Origin of the sequence: Agrococcus phoenicis (assembly GCF_047302415.1) — a bacterium.
Classification (GTDB): Bacteria; Actinomycetota; Actinomycetes; order Actinomycetales; family Microbacteriaceae; genus Agrococcus.
In genome coordinates, this window is sequence record NZ_CP154854.1 from 73,704 (window position 1) to 91,160 (window position 17,457).

A 17,457-nucleotide genomic window follows, 5' to 3' on the forward strand; every position below is an offset into this window, starting at 1 on the left:
GGGTGCGCCGCAGGCGCCTCGCCGCCTGCGTCGCGCTGGCCGCCGGGCTGGCGCTCGCCGGCTGCGCATCGAGCGACGGCGTCGCCGGTCAGGTCGGCGACGCCGGCTACATCGCGGGCGACGGGCTCTGGACGGAGTTCGCACCGGAGCAGCGGGTCGCGCCCGAGGCCTTCAGCGGCCCGCTCGTGGACGGCGGCGACTTCGACTCGGCCGAGCTCGACGGCGTCGCGCTGGTCAACTTCTGGTACGCCGCGTGCCCGCCCTGCCGCGTCGAGGCACCCGTGCTCGCCGAGCTGCACGCCGAGTACGGCGACCGCGTCGACTTCCTCGGCGTCAACGTGCGCGACGGCGCCGCGCAGGCCGCGGCCTTCGACGAGCAGTTCGGCATCGAGTACCCCTCGATCCTCGACGACGAGTCGGCGCAGGCGCAGCTCGCCTTCACCGGCATCGTCGCGCCGAACGCGGTGCCGTCGACGATCATCCTCGACGCCGAGGGCCGGGTCGCCGCCCGCGTCTCCGGCGCGGTGAGCGACACCAGCATCCTCTCGACGCTGCTGAGGGAGGAGCTCGAGCGGTGAGCCTCGATGCTGCGGCGTTCGACCCCGCGGGCGCGGTCCTCAGCGGGCAGCTGCTCGTCTCCGTGCCCATCGCGCTGCTCGCCGGGCTCGTCTCCTTCGCGAGCCCGTGCATCCTGCCGCTCGTGCCCGGCTACCTCGGGCTCGTCGGCTCGCTCGTCGGCGGCAAGGACGGCGGCCGCGGGCGACTGATCGCCGGCGTCTCGCTCTTCATCGCCGGGTTCACGCTCGTGTTCGTGCTCGGCACGGCCGTGGTGGGCGCCGCGAGCTCCTTCCTGCTGCAGCACGCCGACCTGCTCGTGCGCATCCTCGGGCTCGTGCTCATCGTCCTGGGCCTCGTCTTCGTCGGCCAGTTCTCGTTCCTGCAGCGGGTCTGGAAGCCGCAACAGGTGACGGCCGGCGGCATGTGGGCCGCGCCCGTCGTCGGCGTGGTCTTCGCCCTCGGCTGGACGCCGTGCTCAGGGCCGACGCTCGCCGCGATCAGCGCCCTCACCGTCACCACCGGCAGCGCCGGCCAGGGCGCGATCCTCGGCCTCGCCTACGCGCTGGGCCTCGGCATCCCGTTCCTGCTCATCGCGCTCGGCCTCGGTTGGGCCGGCGGGGCCGTGGCGTGGCTGCGGCGGCACATCAGAGCAGTGAACATCGCGGGCGGTGCCATGCTGGTCGCCATCGGCCTGCTCATGGTCACCGGCGCGTGGAACGCCATCATGCAATCGCTCCAGGGATGGATCGCCTCCGTTGTCACCGTCATCTAGCCCCGCGCCCGAGCGCTCCTCTGATCCGCTGCGCCCGAGCGATCACTTCGACTCGCCGGAGCCCGCCGAGCGCTCCGGATCCGGCCCGAGGCTCGGCCTCACCGGCTGGCTGCGGTTCGGGTGGCGCCAGCTCACCTCGATGCGCACCGCCATCGTGCTGCTGCTGCTGCTCGCGGTGGGAGCGATCCCCGGCAGCCTCGTGCCGCAGCGCTCGAGCGACCCGAACGGCGTCATCCAGGTGCGCGCCGACAACCCGGATCTCATCTGGCTCTACGACGCGCTCTCGCTCCACGACGTCTACTCCAGCCCGTGGTTCTCGGCCATCTACATCCTGCTGTTCACCTCGCTCATCGGATGCGTGATCCCGCGCCTCGCCCACCACTGGAAGGCGATGCGGGCGCGCCCGCCGCGCACGCCCGCCCGGTTGTCCCGCCTCGTCGGGTTCCAGACCGTGGCGGGCACCGCAGCCGACCTCGACCGCGCCGACGGCGTGCTGCGCAGGCTCGGCTACCGCACGGCGCGCTACGGCGACTCGGTCTCGGCCGAGCGCGGCTACCTGCGCGAGACCGGCAACCTGCTCTTCCACATCTCGCTGCTCGCGCTGATCCTGGTGGTGGGCCTCGGCTCTGGCTTCGGGTACAACGGGCAGCGGCTGCTGGTCGAGGGCCGCGGCTTCGCCAACTCGCTCGCCAGCTACGACACCTTCAGCGCCGGGCAGTGGTTCGACGACGCGTCGCTGCCGCCCTTCGCGGTGCAGCTCGACGACCTCGACGTGGTCTACGAGACCTCGAACCCCGACGCGATCGGTGCGCCGCTCGACTTCACCGCCAGCGTCTCGGTGACCGAGGGAGACGCGACCCGCGAGGCGCAGATCAAGGTGAACGAGCCGCTCAGCGTCGCGGGCGCGGATCTCTACCTGATCTCGAACGGCTACGCGCCGCGCATCTCGGTGCGCGACGCCGACGGCGAGGTGGTCTACGACGAGTACACGCCCTTCCTCGCGCAGGACGACCCGATGATGACGAGCCTGGGCGTCATCAAGGTGGCCGGCGGCCTCGAGGAGCAGTTGGGCCTGCGCGGCTTCTTCTACCCGACGGCGGTGCCGCTGGAGACGGGAGCGCTCGCCTCCGCCTACCCCGACCTCGCCAACCCGGTGCTGTCGCTTCAGGCCTTCACGGGCGACCTCGGGCTCGACGGCGGCATCCCGCGCTCCGTCTACACGCTCGACACCGACGAGATGACCCCGCTCGCGGGCGGCGACGCGGATGCGGAGGCGCTGACGATGGCGCCGGGGGAGACGCTCGAGCTGCCCGACGGGCTCGGCTCGATCACGTTCGAGGATGTGCGGCGCTACGGCGTGATCGACGTGCACGTCGACCATACGCAGACGCCGGTGTTCTGGATCACGATGGTGCTGGTCGGCTCGCTGATCGGATCGCTGCTGATCCCTCGGCGCCGACTGTGGGTGAAGGCGGTCGGCGACCGGCTCGAGCTCGCTGGCCTGGCGCGCGGGGAGGACCCCACGCTCGACCGGGCCGTGGACGACCTCGCGGCTCGGCTCGGCGGGCCCGATGCGCCCGCATCCGCCGCCCGGGGCGAGCGTAGGATCGACTCGTGACCCCGGCCGAACTCGACTCCTTCTCGCTGCTACTCATCTACTCGGCGATGGGCGTCTACGTGCTGTCGTTCATCGCCTACGCGGTGGATGTCGCGCGCCGCTCGGCCGCGAAGTCGACGCCGGTCGAGGCTCGAGAGCTCGTCGGAGCCGGCGCGCCGGTGACGCGGGCCGACGCCGACGCGAGCAGCGCCGCCACTTCCGTCGCAGCCGGGAAGGCCGGCCGAGGCGCGCGCATCGGCTTCACGCTCATCGTGCTCGCCTGGGGGCTCCACCTCGCCGGCGCCGTGCTGCGCGGGGTCGCCGCCGGGCGCGTGCCGTGGTCGAACATGTACGAGTTCGCCATGACCGGCGTCGCGGTGATCGTCGGTGTCTTCGTGCTCTCGCGGCTGTGGAAGGACCTCAACTACCTGGGCGTCTTCATCAGCGGCCTCGCGGCGGTCAGCCTCGGTGCGGCGACGGTGAACTTCTACGTCAGCGTCACGCCGCTGCCACCGGCGTTGCAGTCGCCGTGGCTCGTGATCCACGTGTTCGTCGCGACGCTCGCGATGGGCTTCCTGGCGCTCGGCACCGGTCTCAGCGTGCTGCAGCTGCTCAAGGAGCGACGCGACAACGGGTTCCTGCGCTCGTTGCCCTCGCCGGTGCAGCTCGAGGATCTCGCCTACCGCGTCGGCGTGATCGGCTTCATCTTCTGGACCTTCACGCTCATCGCCGGCGCGATCTGGGCCGAGCAGGCCTGGGGCCGCTACTGGGGCTGGGACACGAAGGAGGTCTGGACCTTCGTGATCTGGGTCATCTACGCGGGCTACGTGCACGCTCGTGCGACGCGGGGCTGGCGGGGCTCGCGCTCGGCGTGGCTGCAGATCATCGGCTTCGGAGCGATCGTCTTCAACTACACGATCGTCAACCAGTTCTTCGCCGGGCTCCACGCCTACTCCGGCCTCTGAGCTGACGCACGGCCGCTGGCGCGGGTCGGGGCTGACGGTCGCGCGGCACCGCGCCCGGCGGTCGTGGTCCGTCAACCGGCGAGAGCCGGGGTCGACCGGATCGATCGCTTGCTGACGCGGCTGGCCGGTTGACGGTCACGCGTCCCGCGGGAACAGCGCGCGCTCGTGCACGTCGCGCCGAACCAGCGTGAGCACGGTCGACAGCACGCGCTCCGGATCGAGCAGCACCTGCTCGTACGTGAACCGGATCACGCGGTAGCCGAGCAGGGTGAGCTCGGCGTCGCGTCGGCGGTCGTTCGCCATCTGCTCGCGCGAGCCATGCCACGCGAGCGAATCGATCTCCACGACGAGCGACGTCCCGATCAGGAAGTCGAAGAACTCGCCAGGGAGCAGCTGCGGCTGCTGCTGGAAGCGGATGCCCGCGCGACGCAGCACGGCCGCGAAGAGCGACTCCGTGCCAGAGCCCGCGAGGCCGTTCGCGGTCGCCAGGACCCGGCTGCGCGACTCCGGGAGCTGCTGCCGAAGCTCGGAGAGGTCCTCGAGCTGGAGCTTCCCGAGGCGCAGCGCGACATCGGCCGCAGCCACCGCGTCCGCCGCCGACACACAGCTCGTCGCCACGGCGAGGGAGGTCAGGACGCTGTCGACGCCGTCCCAGGGCCGTTGCTCCGGGAGGCGCCCCAGCAGTCGATGCACGTGGACGCCGTCGGCGTCCTCAGCCTTGGCGAGCTTGGCGCTGTGGGTCTCGCGGTGCACGCGGATGTGGAGGTCGCGGTCGCCATGCGGGGTCCAGAGGCCGTGCGCACGGAACGCGCTCACGCAGCTCACGACGCCGCCGAGGTCGAGGGCGCGCGTCACATCGTTGCGCACGCCGTCGAGCGCCGTCCAGCCGCGCAGCGGCACCCAGAGCGCGCCTCGGCGCCGGAGCGCTCGCAGCTCGCGCGGCGTGAGCAGCTCCAGCGCCCTCGATGTCGTGCAGACGCCGCCCATCGCGCTGAGCCAGGCCAGGAAGTCCATGGCGGCAGGGTCGGGCAGGCGCGGCCAAGCGCGGGCCGCTCCGAGCGGCGCCTGTGGAGAGCGCCGGAGCTCGCCAACCGGCGGCAGCGGACCCCGGCCGGATGATCGGGTCGGCAGCCCGCGAGACCGGTTGACGGTTCGGGGCGGCGTCGAAGGCGCGCGGCGCGCACGATCGCGGCGCGCAGCCGGGCGGGCTCCGGCGGTGTGGCCCCAACCGGCGACAGCGCATCTCGACCGGATGATCGGGTCGGCAGCCCGCGAGACCGGTTGACGGTTCGGGGCGGCGTCGAAGGCGCGCGGCGCGCGCCGGGTCGCGCGTCGAGCCGTCAGAGGTGGGGCAGCGTCGCCGCGAGGCGGGTGCGCCAGTGATCGACGCGCTCGGGGGAGGCTGCGTGCGCCGCGAGCAGCGCCGGGTCGGGCGTCACGCGCGCGGCGTCGATCTCGCCGCCCGCGGGTACGAGCGGGCTGGGTGTGACATCCGCCTCCAGCAGCGCGCCGGTGCCGAGCCCGCAGTCGAAGGGCAGCGACGGCAGCGCCCCCGCCAGCGCTGCCCCGAGCGAGAGCCCGACCGAGGAGTCGAGCGCGCTCGAGACGACGGCAGGCAGCCCGGCCTCTGCGACGATCGCGAGCGCCGCCCGGATGCCGCCGAGCGGCTGCGCCTTGATGACCAGCACGTCGGCGGCCCCGGCGCGCGCCACGAGCAGCGGATCCTCCGCCTTGCGCACCGACTCGTCGGCCGCGATCGGGATGGCGAGGCGGTGCACGCGCAGCCGCAGCTCCACCAGCTCCGGCACGGTCGCGCACGGCTGCTCGACGTACTCCAGGTCGAAGCGCTCGAGCGCACGGATCGCGGTCTCTGCCTCGTCGAGGTTCCAGCCGCCGTTCGCGTCGAGCCTGATGCGCGCATCCGGCAGCAGCGCCCGCACCTCGGCGACCCGCGCGACGTCGTCCTCGAGCGTCTGGCCGCGCTCGGCGACCTTGACCTTCACCGTGCGGCAGCCGTCGTAGCGCGCGAGCACCCCGGCGACGGCCTCCGGTGCCACCGCGGGCAGCGTCGCGTTCACCGGGATGCGCTCGCGCACCAGGGCGGGTCGCTCGACATCGGCATCCTCGAGCGCCGCGTGCAGCCAGCGGGCGGCCTCGACCGGCCCGTACTCGAGGAACGGGCTCCACTCGCCCCAGCCGGACGGCCCCGACAGCAGCGCCACCTCGCGGTGCTCGACGCCGCGGAAGCGCGTCACGAGCGGCAGCGACACCACGTGCATGCGGTCGGCGAGCCGCTCCAGGTCGAGGTCCACGCGCCCATGCTCGCACGCCTGGCAGAATCGACGCGTGACCGAGCTGCCATGGGTGATCGATACGCGCGCCGTGCAGCGTCGCCGCAATCCGGTCTGGGGCGTGCTCGCGCTCGTCGGCGCCGCGCTGAGCGGCGCGAGCTTCCTGGTGTCGTTCGGCATCGCGTGGGTCGAGCTCGACGGCCTCGTCATCTGGCTGCTGCCGGTGTGGGGCATCATCACGCTGCTCGCCGTGGCCTTCGCGGTCACCGCGCTCGTGAAGCGCGGCACGGCCAACGTCACGATGGCTGCGATCGCCGGCGGGGTGCTCGTCATCTCGAACCCGGTGGTCTTCCTGATCATCGCGCTCGCGACCGGCATCCTGCAGTAGCGGATCCGGGGCGCGCCTCATCCGGCGCGCGCCGAGGCCTCCATACGATCGTCGCGTGATCGACGACCTGCTGCGCTCGGAGACGGGCTCCGACCGGGATGCCGCCCGTCCCTCCGCTCGAGCGGGTGCCGGCTCCACGCCCGCGCAGCGCCGCCGCGCTCGCCTCGGGCCGCTCTCGCTCTGGCTGCTCGCGCTCGCGGTCGTGCTGCAGACGGTCTCGCTCGTGCAGCAGCTCAGCTACCTCTTCGCGCCGCGGGAGGGCGAGCTCCCGCTCGTGCTCACGACGGTGATCCTCGCCTCGCTCGTGGGCTGTGCCGGCGTGGTCAGCGGCGCGCTCGCGGCGACCACGACGGATGGCCGACGCACGGGCATCTTCGGCGTCGCCCTGGGGCTCGCGCTCCTCGTGCTCTTCGCCGCGGCGAGCTCCTTCGGGTGGGGCTTCCTCCAGGCGCTGTCGGCACCCGCCTGACGCAGGTCGCACCTTCCGCCGCCGACCCGGCGGCGCGACAATGGTGGCGTGTCGACGGCGATGCCGGAGTTCGAGATGCCGCAGTTCGAGACACCGCCTGGAGCGGCGGCTGCGGCTCGACCCGCGGCGCGCGCCGAGCGGCCTGCGCCGATGGCCGCCGCCGAGGACGCGGAGCCGGTGCAGTCGCGCAGCGCGCGCCGTGCGCCAGCAGCAGTCGATGAGGAAGCGCCTCGGCCCCTCGGATCATCCGGATCCCGCTGGTCACCACGATCGCTCCGGCCGCCCGTCCAGCCGACCCTCCGGCGGCCGAGCGCGCATCCGGCTCGGCACTTCGGCTGGCGGCAGCTGCTCGTCGCCGGCATCGTCGGCACCCTGCTCGGCATCGCCCTCCCGACCGCGATGCGCGCGCTCGACGACGCGGGAGCGACGGCGCAGTCGGAGCGCCTGCGCGGTGTCGCCCTCGACTACCTGACCGCGATCGCGACCGGTCGCGCCGGGGTCGCGACCGCGCTCGCTCCGGTGACGAGCCGAGGGCGCATCGCTCCGGATGCCGTGCTCGCCTCCGCCGAGCCGATCACCGACTTCTCGGTGCAGCTCGTCGAGGTCGCCGGCGCGTCGGGCTCGGTGGACGTGCGGTTCCGGGTGGGCGGCACCGATGTGCTGCGGTCGCTCGAGGCTGCGCTGGTCGAGGGCGAGTGGCGGCTGCGGGATTCGCTCGCAGAGGTGGTCGACGTGCGGTTCCGCGAGCCGATCGGACGGGTCGAGGTGGCGGGCGTGCCGCTCGACGGTCGCTCGCCCGTGCTGCTCTACCCCGGCAGCTACACGATCGACGCCCACTCCGGCGCGTTCCTCCTCTCCGGCGGCGACCGGTTCGTCGTCGACGGCGACGCGCGCACCCCGACGGTGCCGTACGTGACCGCAGGAGTGGTGCCGCGCGTCCGCGACTATGCCACCGAGCTGGCGCTCGACGTCGTGGCCGACTGCCAGCAGCGCTCCCGCTGCCCTGTGGCGCTCGGGCTGCGCCTGCTGCCGGTCGGTGAGCCGTACCCGGTGGCGGCGGATGCCGCGGCCGGCGTGGTCGAGCTGATGGTGTCGATCACGGCGGTCGGCGCTGATCCCGGCGTCCAGGCGGAGTGGTTCGACGTGCGCCTGCGGGCGATCCTCGACGAGCGCGGCGTGCCGATCGAGTGGCGCTGCGGGGAGCCGGGGGAGCCGGAGGCGCTGCGCAGCTGCACGCTCTGAGGCCCCGCGGCGCTGGGCTCCAGCACGCGTCGGCCCGGTCGAGCCCGGTCGGCACGGAGGTCGGGCCGCAGCTCGAGCCGCCCGCCATGCCCTAGGCCCGCGACCGAGGCGCGCGCTCCGCATCCGTTCTGCAACGATCCGCGCCGCGTCGGCGGCGCGATCAGCGCAGCACGGGATGATGGGCCGGTGCCGTCGTCGATGCCGGAGTTCGTGATGCCCCCCGAGGGCGATGCGCCACTGCCCGCCCTCGAGCAGCCGGCCGCGATGCGCCCGGCGCACACGGGCGACCCCGACGCGCTCGACGACGCGACACCGCCCCGCGGCAGCGATCGCGGCCGTCCCCGTCGCCCGCGCCGCGGCATCGAGTGGCGCCACGTGCTCGTCGCCGGCGTGGTCGGCGCGATCGTGGGCGCGCTACTGCCCGGCGGCATCCAGCTCGCCGAGCGCGCGGCCGTCGGCGCCGACGAGGATCGCCTGCGAGCGACGGCGATGGAGTACCTCACCGCCATCGTCGAGGGGCGCGCCGTCGACGCCGAGGCGATGATCGGCGGCTCCCGCGGGAGCCGCGCGGTGTCGGATGCGGTGCTGCAGTCGGCCGAGGGCATCACCGACCCCGGGGTGCGCCTCGTGCACATCGACGGCGACGAGGCGACGGTCGAGGTCTCGTACGCGGTCGGGGGCGACGACGTCGTGCGCCCGCTGAGCGCCGAGCGGGCTGCCGGCACCTGGCAGCTCACCGACTCCCTCGTGGAGGGCGTCGCGGTCTACGCGAACGGCGGCGGCCTCGAGCCGCGGATCGCCGGGATCGCCGTGCCGAGCAGCGCGACGATGCAGCTGCACCCGGGCGTGTACGCCTTCGACAAGGTCGAGGATCCGCTCCTGGAGGCGCGCGGCGAGGCGTTCGCGGTCGACGGGGATCCCTCGACCCGCGGCGAGGTGCACTTCGAGGCGATGCCCGCCGAGGGGCTGCTGGATCGCGCGAGCAGCATCGCGGTCGCGGTGGCCGAGCGTTGCCGCGCCGACGGCACCTGCGCCGAGGTGCCCGACGGCGACATCCGAAGCGCCGGGGCCCCGTTCCTCGCGGCCGTGGCGCCGCAGTTCCTCGAGCTGCGCGCGCAGGTGGTGGTGGGCGGCGAGCACAGCGGCATCTGGTTCGACCTCGGCATCCGCATCCCGCGCGACGACGACGGCGTCGCATCGGAGTGGCTGTGCACCCCCATCGGCGGCTTCGAGCCCCCGACCGAGCCGTGCCCAGCGGTGTGAGCGCCGACCCCCGCCGCGCGGCCGAACGCGCCACCCTCCCCGGCGTGGCGCTCGCTAGGCTGGCGTCGTGACGATCTCGCCCCTCTTCGACCCTGCCGAGTGGGCCGACGCGGAGCCCGGCTACGACGACATCACCGTCCATCGCTCCCGCGATGGCCGCATCGCGCGGATCGCGTTCGACCGGCCAGAGGTGCGCAACGCCTTCCGCCCGCACACGGTCGACGAGCTCTACCGGGCGCTCGACGACGCCCGGCAGGACAGCCGCGTCGGCGTCGTGCTGCTGACCGGCAACGGACCGAGCGCGAAGGACGGCGGCTGGGCCTTCTGCTCCGGCGGCGACCAGCGCATCCGAGGTCGTGACGGGTACCGCTACGCCGAGGGAGCGTCGGCGAGCACGATCGACCCCGCCCGCTCGGGTCGCCTCCACATCCTCGAGGTGCAGCGCCTGATCCGCTTCATGCCGAAGGTCGTCATCGCGGTCGTGCCCGGGTGGGCCGCCGGCGGCGGGCACTCGCTCCACGTCGTCTGCGACCTGACGATCGCGAGCCGCGAGCACGCGCGCTTCAAGCAGACGGACGCGGATGTCGGCTCGTTCGACGCCGGCTACGGCAGTGCCTACATGGCGAGGCAGACGGGCCAGAAGTTCGCGCGAGAGGTGTTCTTCCTCGCCCGCGAGTACAGCGCGGACCGAGCCTTGCAGGCCGGTGCGATCAACGCATCCGTGCCGCACGAGGAGCTCGAGTCGACCGCGATCGAGTGGGCGCGCGAGATCCTGGGCAAGAGCCCCACCGCGATCCGGATGCTGAAGTTCGCCTTCAACGCCGTCGACGACGGGCTCGTCGGTCAGCAGGTCTTCGCGGGGGAGGCGACCCGGCTCGCGTACGGCACCGACGAGGCGGTCGAGGGGCGCGACTCGTTCCTCGAGAAGCGCGAGCCGGACTGGTCGCCCTTCCCGTACCACTACTGAACGAACGAACGAACGACCGAGCAGCAGCAGCAGCGCAGAGGAGGTGCACCGTGGGAGTCGTCGTCGAGACGAGCGGATCCAGCGGCGTCCCGAAGCGCGTCGTGCTCTCGGACGAGGCGATCGCCGCCTCGACCGACGCTGCCATCGATCGGCTCGGCGCGCCGGGCCAGTGGGTGCTGGCGCTGCCGGAGCACTACATCGCCGGCCTGAACGTCATCTGGCGCAACGAGGTCAGCGGGGCGCCGCTCGTGAGGACCGCCGGCGCCTTCACTGCCGAGGCCTTCGTCGAGGCCGTGCAGAGCCTCGAGCACGACCGCAAGTACACCTCGCTCGTGCCCACCCAGCTCGCGCGGCTGGTCGACGCCGCCTCCCTCGATCGCTCGTTCATCGGGCCGATCGCGAGGCTCGACCGCATCCTGCTGGGCGGCCAGCGCGCGCCGCTCGGCCTCATCGAGCGGGCCGCGCGGCTCGGCTGGCGCATCACCCGCACCTACGGGGCGACCGAGACGGTCGGCGGCTGCGTCTGGGACGGCCGGCCGCTGCGCGACGTGAAGGTGCGCCTGACCGACCAGGTCGAGATCGCCGGCCCGCAGCTCGCCGACGGCTACGAGGATGCCGAGCTCACCGCGCAGCGCTTCCACACCGACGCGATGGGCACCCGCTGGTACAAGACGGGCGACGCCGGCTCGCTGATCGGCGGCACGCTGCAGGTCTCCGGCCGCATCGACGACGTCATCAACTCGGGCGGCATCAAGGTGTCGCTCGCCGCCGTCGAGCACGTCGTGCAGGTGTTCGCCCCGGACGCGGTGGTGGTCTCGGCGCCGCACCCCGAGTGGGGCGAGGTGCCGGCGGTCGTCACGACGCTCAAGCCCTCGCTCGCCGAGATCCGCTCGGCGGTGGCGAACGCCCTCGGCAAGCCCGCTCGGCCGAACCACCTGGTGACGGTGTCGGTGATGCCGACCACCGCATCCGGCAAGCCCGACCGCAAGCGCCTCGCGCGACTGGTCGCCAGCCGCACGCAGGAGCGCCGCCGAGGCTTCTTCGGCTGACGCCCGCGGGGAATACCATCGAGGGGATGGCGCAGCAGAGCTCAGGCAAGCAGGCCCGATCGGCCGACAGGGCCCGGTCGGCCACCGGACCCCGATCCGGCAACCCGGCGAGGCGCGCGCAGGAGCGCGGCGAGGCGCCGTCGCCGGCGACCTGGCGCGACTGGATCGCCGCTGCCCGGCCGCGCACCCTCGGCATGGCGATCGCGCCCGTCGCGCTCGGCACCGCCGGCGCGTTCAACGCGGAGGGCTACCACCTCGGCATCGCGCTCGCGTGCCTCGCCCTCGCCATCCTCCTGCAGATCGGCGTGAACTTCGCCAACGACTACTCCGACGGCGTGAAGGGCACGGATGCCGTGCGCGTCGGCCCGGGTCGGCTGGTCGGCGCCGGCAAGGCAGACGCGCGCACGGTGCGCGACGTCGCGATCGCCTTCCTGGCCGCCGGCGCGCTCGCGGGCGTCGTGGTCGTCGTGCTCTCGGGCCGCTGGTGGCTGCTGCTGGTCGGGGTCGCGTGCGTCGTCGCCGCTTGGACCTACACGGGCGGCAAGCGTCCCTACGGCTACTTCGCGCTCGGCGAGCTGATGGCGTTCCTGTTCTTCGGGCCCGTCGCCGTGATCGGCACCACCTACGCCATCATCGGCCGCGTCACCGAGGATTCGATCGCGCTCGGCATCGCCATCGGCGCCATCTCGGCCGCGCTGATGCTCTGCAACAACCTGCGCGACATCGACACCGACCGCGCCGCCGGCAAGCGCAGCCTCGCGACCATCATCGGCCGCCGGCCCTCGAAGGCGCTCTACATCGTCCTGATGCTCGTGCCCTTCGGCATCCTCTGGCTGTTCGCCTACGCGCTCGCCTACGGCGTCGCGGTCTTCGCGGTGCTGCTGCTCGCGGGACCGGCGATGGTGATCGTCGCGCTCGCGCGCACGCCGCGCGACCTCGTCACGGCGCTCGGCCTGACGGGCATGACGGCGCTGCTCTACGGCGTCGGCCTCGCGATCGCGATCTGGGGCGGGCCGGCGGGCTTCGTCACCGTGCCGTAGGGAACCGTGCCGGAGCGAAACGTGCCGTAGCGCACCGTGCCGGAGCGCTCGGCGGCGAGCGCCGCGGTCAGGGGCGGTCGGATGCGCTGGGCGCGCTCCCGTCGTCGTCGCGCGCGTCGTCATCGTCGGCGGCCTGCTCGCCGGGGCGCCGGGCGTCGCCGTGCAGCATCGCGTCCTCGACGTCCCCGTCGTCGGGTGCCGCGTCCTCTCGCCTGCGACCATCGCGCATCCGCTGCAGATCCGCTGCCGCCTCGGCCCGCAAGCGGCCGAAGAACACGATCGAGGCGGCGAAGGCGAAGGCGATCGCGACCACGAGCGAGAGCACCCACGGCACGCGCGCGATCATCAGCACGGCGAAGGGCACGACGAACAGCAGGGCGCGCACGACGAGGTAGCGCAGGGAGGGGGCCATGCGTCAAGTCTATGAGCGGCCCATAGCCAAGGGCCCTACCCTGGGGTGCATGCGGTGGCTCATCATTGGCGGGATCCTGGCCCTAGTGGTCACGGTCTACGCGCTCGTCGACCTGACGGTCACCGACGATCGCCGCATCCGCCGACTCAACCGCGTGCTGTGGGTCGTGCTCATCGTGGTCGTGCCGGTGTTCGGCTCGATCGGCTGGCTCGCGTGGGGCAAGGGGCCGCGCTCCTCCGCACGACCCTTCGCGCCGGATGACGACCCCTCGTTCACGAGCTCGAGCGGCGTGAGCGACGAGGAGGCCGACCGGCGCATCGCCGAGCTGGAGGCGCAGCTCGCTGCGCTCGACGACGAGGACTTCGCGGGGGTGCCAGAGGCAGAGCGCGCCGCGGCCGCCGACGACCCGACCTCGGGCGAGCCCGATGCGACGCCGACGTCGGTGAGCGATGCCGAGACGGCAGCAGGAGCGCGCGACGCTGCAGCAGGCGCCGCCGACGTCGAGGCCGATGGCGACGACGCGGCTGCTGAGGATGACACCGACGGGCAGGAGCACCGCGCTCCTGACGACGGCGATTCCGCGCGTGCGTGAGAGCCTGACGGCGGCGGCGTACGCCGACCGCTTGGTCGCCGCGCTCGGCGCCGCGGGAGTGACCGATCTGATCGTCTGCCCCGGCTCGCGCTCGCAGGCGATCGCCCTCGCGGCCGCCCGCGCCTCGCGGGACGGGCTGCTCGAGCTGCACGTGCGCATCGACGAGCGCAGCGCCGCCTTCCTGGCGCTCGGGCTCGCGCGCGAGACGGGCATGCCCGCCGCCATCGTGGTGACGAGCGGCACCGCGCTCGCGAACCTGCACCCGGCGATGCTCGAGGCGCACCACAGCGACGTGCCGATCATCGCGATCACCGCCGACCGCCCCGCAGAGCTGCAGGGGGTGCGGGCCAACCAGACGACGCGCCAGCCCGGCATCTTCGGCGAGGGCGCGCGCGTCGTGCTCGACGTGGGGGCGGATGCGCTGCACGACCCCGAGGGCGACGCGGTCAGGGCGGTGCGCGGCGCGCTCGGCTGGCGGGAAGCCGGGGACGGTGAAGCGGTCGATCGCACGGAGTCGGGCTCGCACACCGAGCACACCGAGCACACCGAGCCGGGCCCGGTGCAGTTGAACATCGCGTTCCGCGAGCCGCTCTCTGGCGGAGCCCCCGCGATCGGGACGCCGGTCGAGCGCGTCGAGCGTCCGCCCATGCCGACCGCCGTGCTGCAGCCCGCCGACGGCACGGTCGTGATCGCCGGCGCCGACGCGGGCGAGAGCGCCGTCGACCTCGCCGAGGCGATCGGATCCCCGCTCATCGCCGAACCGACCTCCCGCGCCCGCTTCGGGCCCTCGCTCGTGCAGCACGCGCGCTCGGTCCTCGAGCAGCTGGGCGACGAGGTGCGCCGCGTCGTGGTGCTCGGCCACCCGACCCTGTCGCGGGCCGTGACGGGGCTGATCCGCCGACCCGATGTCGAGGTGGTCACGATCGGGCGAGCGCACCAGGACAACGTGCGCGGCACGGGCCGCTCGACGGTGCTGAGCGGCCGCGTGCTCGTGGAGGAGCTGGGCGAGGAGACCGAGACCGCCGGTCGCGCCTGGACGCAGCGCTGGGTCGCTGCAGGCCGCGCGCTGACCGCGGCCAGCGACCGCGAGGCCGCGCCCGACTCGAGCCTGCCGCGCGCCCAGTACGCGCGCGCCGAGCTCGCCGAAGGCCGCACGCCCATCACCCGCGGCGAGCTCGTCGCGCAGGTCTGGGATCGCACCTGGCCGCACGACCGCCTGGTGGTCGCGGCCTCCCGGTTGATCCGCGAGCTCGACGACGTGGCGGGCCCGAAGGCCGTGACCGCGCGGGCGAACCGCGGGCTCGCCGGCATCGACGGCACCGTCAGCACCGCATCCGGCATCGCCATCGCGCATGCTCGATCCGGCGCCCCGGGGCTCACGCGGCTGCTGATCGGCGACCTGGCGCTGCTGCACGACGCCGGCGGCCTGCACGTGCCTCCGGGAGAGGATCGCCCGCGGCTGCAGATCGTGGTCGGCAACGATCGAGGCGGCAGTCTCTTCACGCTGCTCGAGGTCGCAGCCAGCGCGCACCCCGGCGACTTCGAGCGCGTGCAGCGCACGCCCCACGACATCGACCTGGAGCACCTCGCCGCCGCCTACGGCTGGCCCTACGAGCGCGTCACCGATCGCGCGGGCCTGCGCCGGGCGCTCTCGCAGTCACGACCGGGCATCATCGAAGCCGTACTGGAGGCCGAGGTGGAAGGGGCGCCGGATGCGCAGCGCTGACGCGGTCGCGACGACCCGCATCGATGCCGGGACGACCATGGTCATCACCGGCGCCGCGAGCGGCATCGGCCGGCTGGTGGCGCTGGGCGCCGCCCGGAAGGGCGCGCACGTCGTCATCTGGGATCGCGACGAGGCAGCAGCGCGTCGGGTCTCGGCCGAGGTGCGCGCGGCGGGCGGCCGGGGCACGGTGGTGGTCGTCGACCTCGCCGACGCCGACGCGATCGAGCTCGCTGCCGCCGAGACCCTGATGCTCGGCCCCGTCGACGTGCTCGTGAACAACGCGGGCGTCGTCTCTGGCAAGCCGCTCACCGAGCTGACCGCAGCGCAGATCGACCTGACCATGCGCGTCAACGCGATCGCTCCCATGCTCGTCACCCGCGCGCTGCTGCCGGCCATGCGCGATGCCGGCAGGGGCCGCATCGTCACGATCGCGAGCGCCGCGGGCTTCATCGGCGTCGCCGGCCAGACCGACTACGCCGCGAGCAAGTTCGCCGCGGTCGGCTTCATGGAGTCGCTGCGGGCCGAGCTCCGCACGCAGGGATCGCCGATCACGTCGCTCACCGTCGCGCCGTACTACATCGACACCGGCATGTTCGAGGGGGTCACGACCCGGGTGCCGGCCCTCCTGCCGATCCTGTCGCAGGCCCGCGTCGCCAGCCAGGTCCTCGGCGCGATCGAGTCCCGCCGCGCGCTGCTGGCGCTGCCTCCGCTCGTGCGCCTCGTGCCCGCGATCAAGGCGCTGCCGACGGCGCTCGGCGACTGGGTGGCGGATGCGCTGGGCGTCAACCAGGGCATGGACGGGTTCCGCGGCCGGACGGCCGCCCCCGCCGACCGAGGGCGCGGCGCCTGATGCGCTGGCCGTGGCAGCGCCGCACCCCGGCTCCGCCGCCCGTGCCGCAGATGACGCCGGAGGCGGCGCAGCGCTGGATGCTGCCGCGCACGCTCATCGTGCTGCTGTCGATCATCGCGGTCATCGCGGTGCTGATCCTGCTCAGCCAGGTCAGCACCTTCGTCGCGCCGGTCTTCCTGGGGTTCAACCTCGTGATCGCGGTGATGCCGCTGCAGCAGTGGCTGCTGCGCATCGGCACGCCGAAGGTGCTGGCGGCGCTCGCGTCGCTCCTGACGATCTACGCCTTCCTCATCGCGCTGCTGTGGTCGATCTACTGGTCGGTGCAATCGCTGGTGGTCGAGCTGCCCGGCTACTCGGCCGAGTTCAACCGCATGTACCGCGACACGCTCGTCTGGCTCGAGTCGCTCGGCATCTCGCAGGACGAGGCGCTCGAGCAGCTGCAGAACGCCTTCAGCCCGAGCGCGATCGCGAGCGCCATCGGCATGGTGGCCTCCGACGCCGGCGTCGCCCTGGCGTTCCTCGCGACGCTGTTCGTCGTCATCTTCTTCCTGTGCTGGGATTCCATGGGGCTGCCGGAGCGCATGAAGCGCATCGCGGCATCCAACCCCGCGATCGTGCGCGGCATCGACCACTTCGCAGCCGGTGTCCAGCGCTACTGGGTGGTCGCGACGATCTTCGGCCTCATCGTCTCGGTGCTCGACTTCGTGGCGCTCACGGCGCTCGGGGTGCCGCTCGCGCTCGTCTGGGCGGTCTTCGCGTTCGTCACCAACTACATCCCGAACGTGGGCTTCGTGCTCGGCGTGATCCCGCCGACGCTGATGGCGCTGCTCGCGAACGGGCCGCTCAACGCGCTGCTCACCGCGATCCTCTTCAGCGTCATCAACTTCGTGATGCAGTCGCTGATCCAGCCGAAGGTGGCGGGCGATGCGGTCGGCGTCACCCCCGCGACCTCGTTCCTCTCGCTGCTGGTGTGGGCGTTCGCGCTCGGGCCGGTCGGCGCGCTGCTGGCCCTGCCGGCGACCCTCGCGGTGAAGACGCTGCTCATCGACCCCGACCCCAAGCTGCACTGGGTGAGCAGGTTCATCTCGAACAAGCTCGAGCCCGCCCGCGACGGACGCATCGGCAGGGCGATCGGCCCGGGTGTCCAGGTGGGCGAGCGCGAGGTGCCGCCGAAGCCGCAGACGCGGCGCTCGGCCAAGCGCGGCCGGGGCGTGCGCGGCAGCGGCGCCGGACGACGCCGAGGCGAGCGCGGAGCCCCGCAGCAGTAGTGTCGGCG

The 17,457-nt window shown here is 73.3% G+C and carries 18 protein-coding genes; 15 read left to right on the top strand and 3 right to left on the bottom strand.

Translation table 11 applies throughout. The features are described 5' to 3' along the window. Positions 1-2: 2 nt before the first annotated feature. From AA0Z99_RS00440 to ccsB, 4 genes are read left to right on the top strand one after another with little or no spacing between them, the layout of a single operon-like run. Positions 3-578 (top strand): TlpA family protein disulfide reductase, encoded by a 576-nt coding sequence (locus tag AA0Z99_RS00440; protein WP_413318423.1) that lies wholly within the window; start codon positions 3-5, stop codon positions 576-578. Beyond that, positions 575-1,330, top strand: a complete 756-nt coding sequence (locus tag AA0Z99_RS00445) for a cytochrome c biogenesis CcdA family protein (RefSeq protein ID WP_413318425.1) — start codon at positions 575-577, stop codon at positions 1,328-1,330. Before AA0Z99_RS00440 ends, AA0Z99_RS00445 begins: the two co-directional genes overlap by 4 nt. Then, on the top strand, positions 1,314-2,948 hold the full coding sequence (locus AA0Z99_RS00450; RefSeq protein ID WP_413318427.1) for a cytochrome c biogenesis protein ResB: 1,635 nt from the start codon (positions 1,314-1,316) through the stop codon (positions 2,946-2,948). Before AA0Z99_RS00445 ends, AA0Z99_RS00450 begins: the two co-directional genes overlap by 17 nt. A gap of 47 nt (positions 2,949-2,995) precedes the next feature. Further along, positions 2,996-3,892 carry a c-type cytochrome biogenesis protein CcsB gene (gene ccsB / locus AA0Z99_RS00455; protein WP_413320891.1) on the top strand — a complete coding sequence of 299 codons (897 nt, stop codon included), beginning with the start codon at positions 2,996-2,998 and terminating at the stop codon, positions 3,890-3,892. Between the two features lie 135 nt (positions 3,893-4,027). On the opposite strand, the gene AA0Z99_RS00460 is transcribed toward ccsB, so the two are convergent. Both AA0Z99_RS00460 and AA0Z99_RS00465 read right to left on the bottom strand, forming a co-directional pair. Continuing rightward, positions 4,028-4,906, bottom strand: coding sequence for an endonuclease domain-containing protein (locus AA0Z99_RS00460; protein ID WP_413318429.1), 879 nt, complete (start codon positions 4,904-4,906; stop codon positions 4,028-4,030). A 326-nt stretch (positions 4,907-5,232) separates the two neighbouring features. Continuing rightward, positions 5,233-6,204, bottom strand: a complete 972-nt coding sequence (locus tag AA0Z99_RS00465; protein WP_413318431.1) for an o-succinylbenzoate synthase — start codon at positions 6,202-6,204, stop codon at positions 5,233-5,235. Between the two features lie 34 nt (positions 6,205-6,238). Here AA0Z99_RS00465 and AA0Z99_RS00470 point away from each other — a divergent pair, with 34 nt between their 5' ends. From AA0Z99_RS00470 to AA0Z99_RS00500, 7 genes are all read left to right on the top strand, one after another. Further along, complete coding sequence (locus tag AA0Z99_RS00470; RefSeq protein WP_413318433.1) at positions 6,239-6,571, top strand: hypothetical protein; 333 nt, start codon at positions 6,239-6,241, stop codon at positions 6,569-6,571. Positions 6,572-6,626: 55 nt separating this feature from the next. Beyond that, positions 6,627-7,040, top strand: a complete 414-nt coding sequence (locus AA0Z99_RS00475) for a hypothetical protein (RefSeq protein ID WP_413318435.1) — start codon at positions 6,627-6,629, stop codon at positions 7,038-7,040. Between the two features lie 48 nt (positions 7,041-7,088). Further along, positions 7,089-8,282, top strand: coding sequence for a hypothetical protein (locus tag AA0Z99_RS00480; protein ID WP_413318437.1), 1,194 nt, complete (start codon positions 7,089-7,091; stop codon positions 8,280-8,282). Between the two features lie 186 nt (positions 8,283-8,468). Then, positions 8,469-9,545 (top strand): hypothetical protein, encoded by a 1,077-nt coding sequence (locus AA0Z99_RS00485; protein ID WP_413318439.1) that lies wholly within the window; start codon positions 8,469-8,471, stop codon positions 9,543-9,545. 67 nt (positions 9,546-9,612) lie between these two features. Further along, positions 9,613-10,512, top strand: a complete 900-nt coding sequence (locus tag AA0Z99_RS00490) for a 1,4-dihydroxy-2-naphthoyl-CoA synthase (RefSeq protein WP_413318441.1) — start codon at positions 9,613-9,615, stop codon at positions 10,510-10,512. A 50-nt stretch (positions 10,513-10,562) separates the two neighbouring features. Next, a complete protein-coding gene (locus tag AA0Z99_RS00495) occupies positions 10,563-11,561 on the top strand; it encodes an AMP-binding protein (protein WP_413318443.1) in 999 nt (332 codons plus the stop codon). Between the two features lie 26 nt (positions 11,562-11,587). Continuing rightward, positions 11,588-12,601 carry a 1,4-dihydroxy-2-naphthoate polyprenyltransferase gene (locus tag AA0Z99_RS00500; RefSeq protein WP_413318445.1) on the top strand — a complete coding sequence of 338 codons (1,014 nt, stop codon included), beginning with the start codon at positions 11,588-11,590 and terminating at the stop codon, positions 12,599-12,601. Positions 12,602-12,668: 67 nt separating this feature from the next. Here AA0Z99_RS00500 and AA0Z99_RS00505 read toward each other — a convergent pair whose 3' ends face one another. Next, the gene (locus AA0Z99_RS00505) at positions 12,669-13,013 is read right to left on the bottom strand and encodes a DUF4229 domain-containing protein (RefSeq protein WP_413318447.1); all 345 of its coding nucleotides are present in this window, start codon (positions 13,011-13,013) and stop codon (positions 12,669-12,671) included. Positions 13,014-13,062: 49 nt separating this feature from the next. Here AA0Z99_RS00505 and AA0Z99_RS00510 point away from each other — a divergent pair, with 49 nt between their 5' ends. The 4 genes from AA0Z99_RS00510 to AA0Z99_RS00525 are packed head-to-tail and all read left to right on the top strand — an operon-like array spanning position 13,063 to position 17,449. Next, a complete protein-coding gene (locus tag AA0Z99_RS00510) occupies positions 13,063-13,605 on the top strand; it encodes a PLDc N-terminal domain-containing protein (protein WP_413318449.1) in 543 nt (180 codons plus the stop codon). After that, positions 13,598-15,331 carry a 2-succinyl-5-enolpyruvyl-6-hydroxy-3-cyclohexene-1-carboxylic-acid synthase gene (menD, locus tag AA0Z99_RS00515; RefSeq protein WP_413318451.1) on the top strand — a complete coding sequence of 578 codons (1,734 nt, stop codon included), beginning with the start codon at positions 13,598-13,600 and terminating at the stop codon, positions 15,329-15,331. Before AA0Z99_RS00510 ends, menD begins: the two co-directional genes overlap by 8 nt. Then, positions 15,318-16,181: an SDR family oxidoreductase gene (locus AA0Z99_RS00520; RefSeq protein WP_413318453.1), complete on the top strand. Its 864-nt coding sequence runs from the start codon at positions 15,318-15,320 to the stop codon at positions 16,179-16,181. The genes menD and AA0Z99_RS00520 overlap by 14 nt, the downstream gene beginning before the upstream one ends. After that, a complete protein-coding gene (locus AA0Z99_RS00525) occupies positions 16,181-17,449 on the top strand; it encodes an AI-2E family transporter (protein WP_413318455.1) in 1,269 nt (422 codons plus the stop codon). The genes AA0Z99_RS00520 and AA0Z99_RS00525 overlap by 1 nt, the downstream gene beginning before the upstream one ends. Positions 17,450-17,457 lie beyond the last annotated feature (8 nt).

Bases quoted from the DNA above. Each gene is read 5' to 3' on its own strand.
- ccsB (WP_413320891.1), top strand. From the start codon at position 2,996: ATGGGCGTCTACGTGCTGTCGTTCATCGCCTACGCGGTGGATGTCGCG.
- AA0Z99_RS00460 (WP_413318429.1), bottom strand. From the start codon at position 4,906: ATGGACTTCCTGGCCTGGCTCAGCGCGATGGGCGGCGTCTGCACGACA.
- AA0Z99_RS00500 (WP_413318445.1), top strand. From the start codon at position 11,588: ATGGCGCAGCAGAGCTCAGGCAAGCAGGCCCGATCGGCCGACAGGGCC.
- AA0Z99_RS00505 (WP_413318447.1), bottom strand. From the start codon at position 13,013: ATGGCCCCCTCCCTGCGCTACCTCGTCGTGCGCGCCCTGCTGTTCGTC.
- AA0Z99_RS00510 (WP_413318449.1), top strand. From the start codon at position 13,063: ATGCGGTGGCTCATCATTGGCGGGATCCTGGCCCTAGTGGTCACGGTC.
- AA0Z99_RS00520 (WP_413318453.1), top strand. From the start codon at position 15,318: ATGCGCAGCGCTGACGCGGTCGCGACGACCCGCATCGATGCCGGGACG.
- AA0Z99_RS00525 (WP_413318455.1), top strand. From the start codon at position 16,181: ATGCGCTGGCCGTGGCAGCGCCGCACCCCGGCTCCGCCGCCCGTGCCG.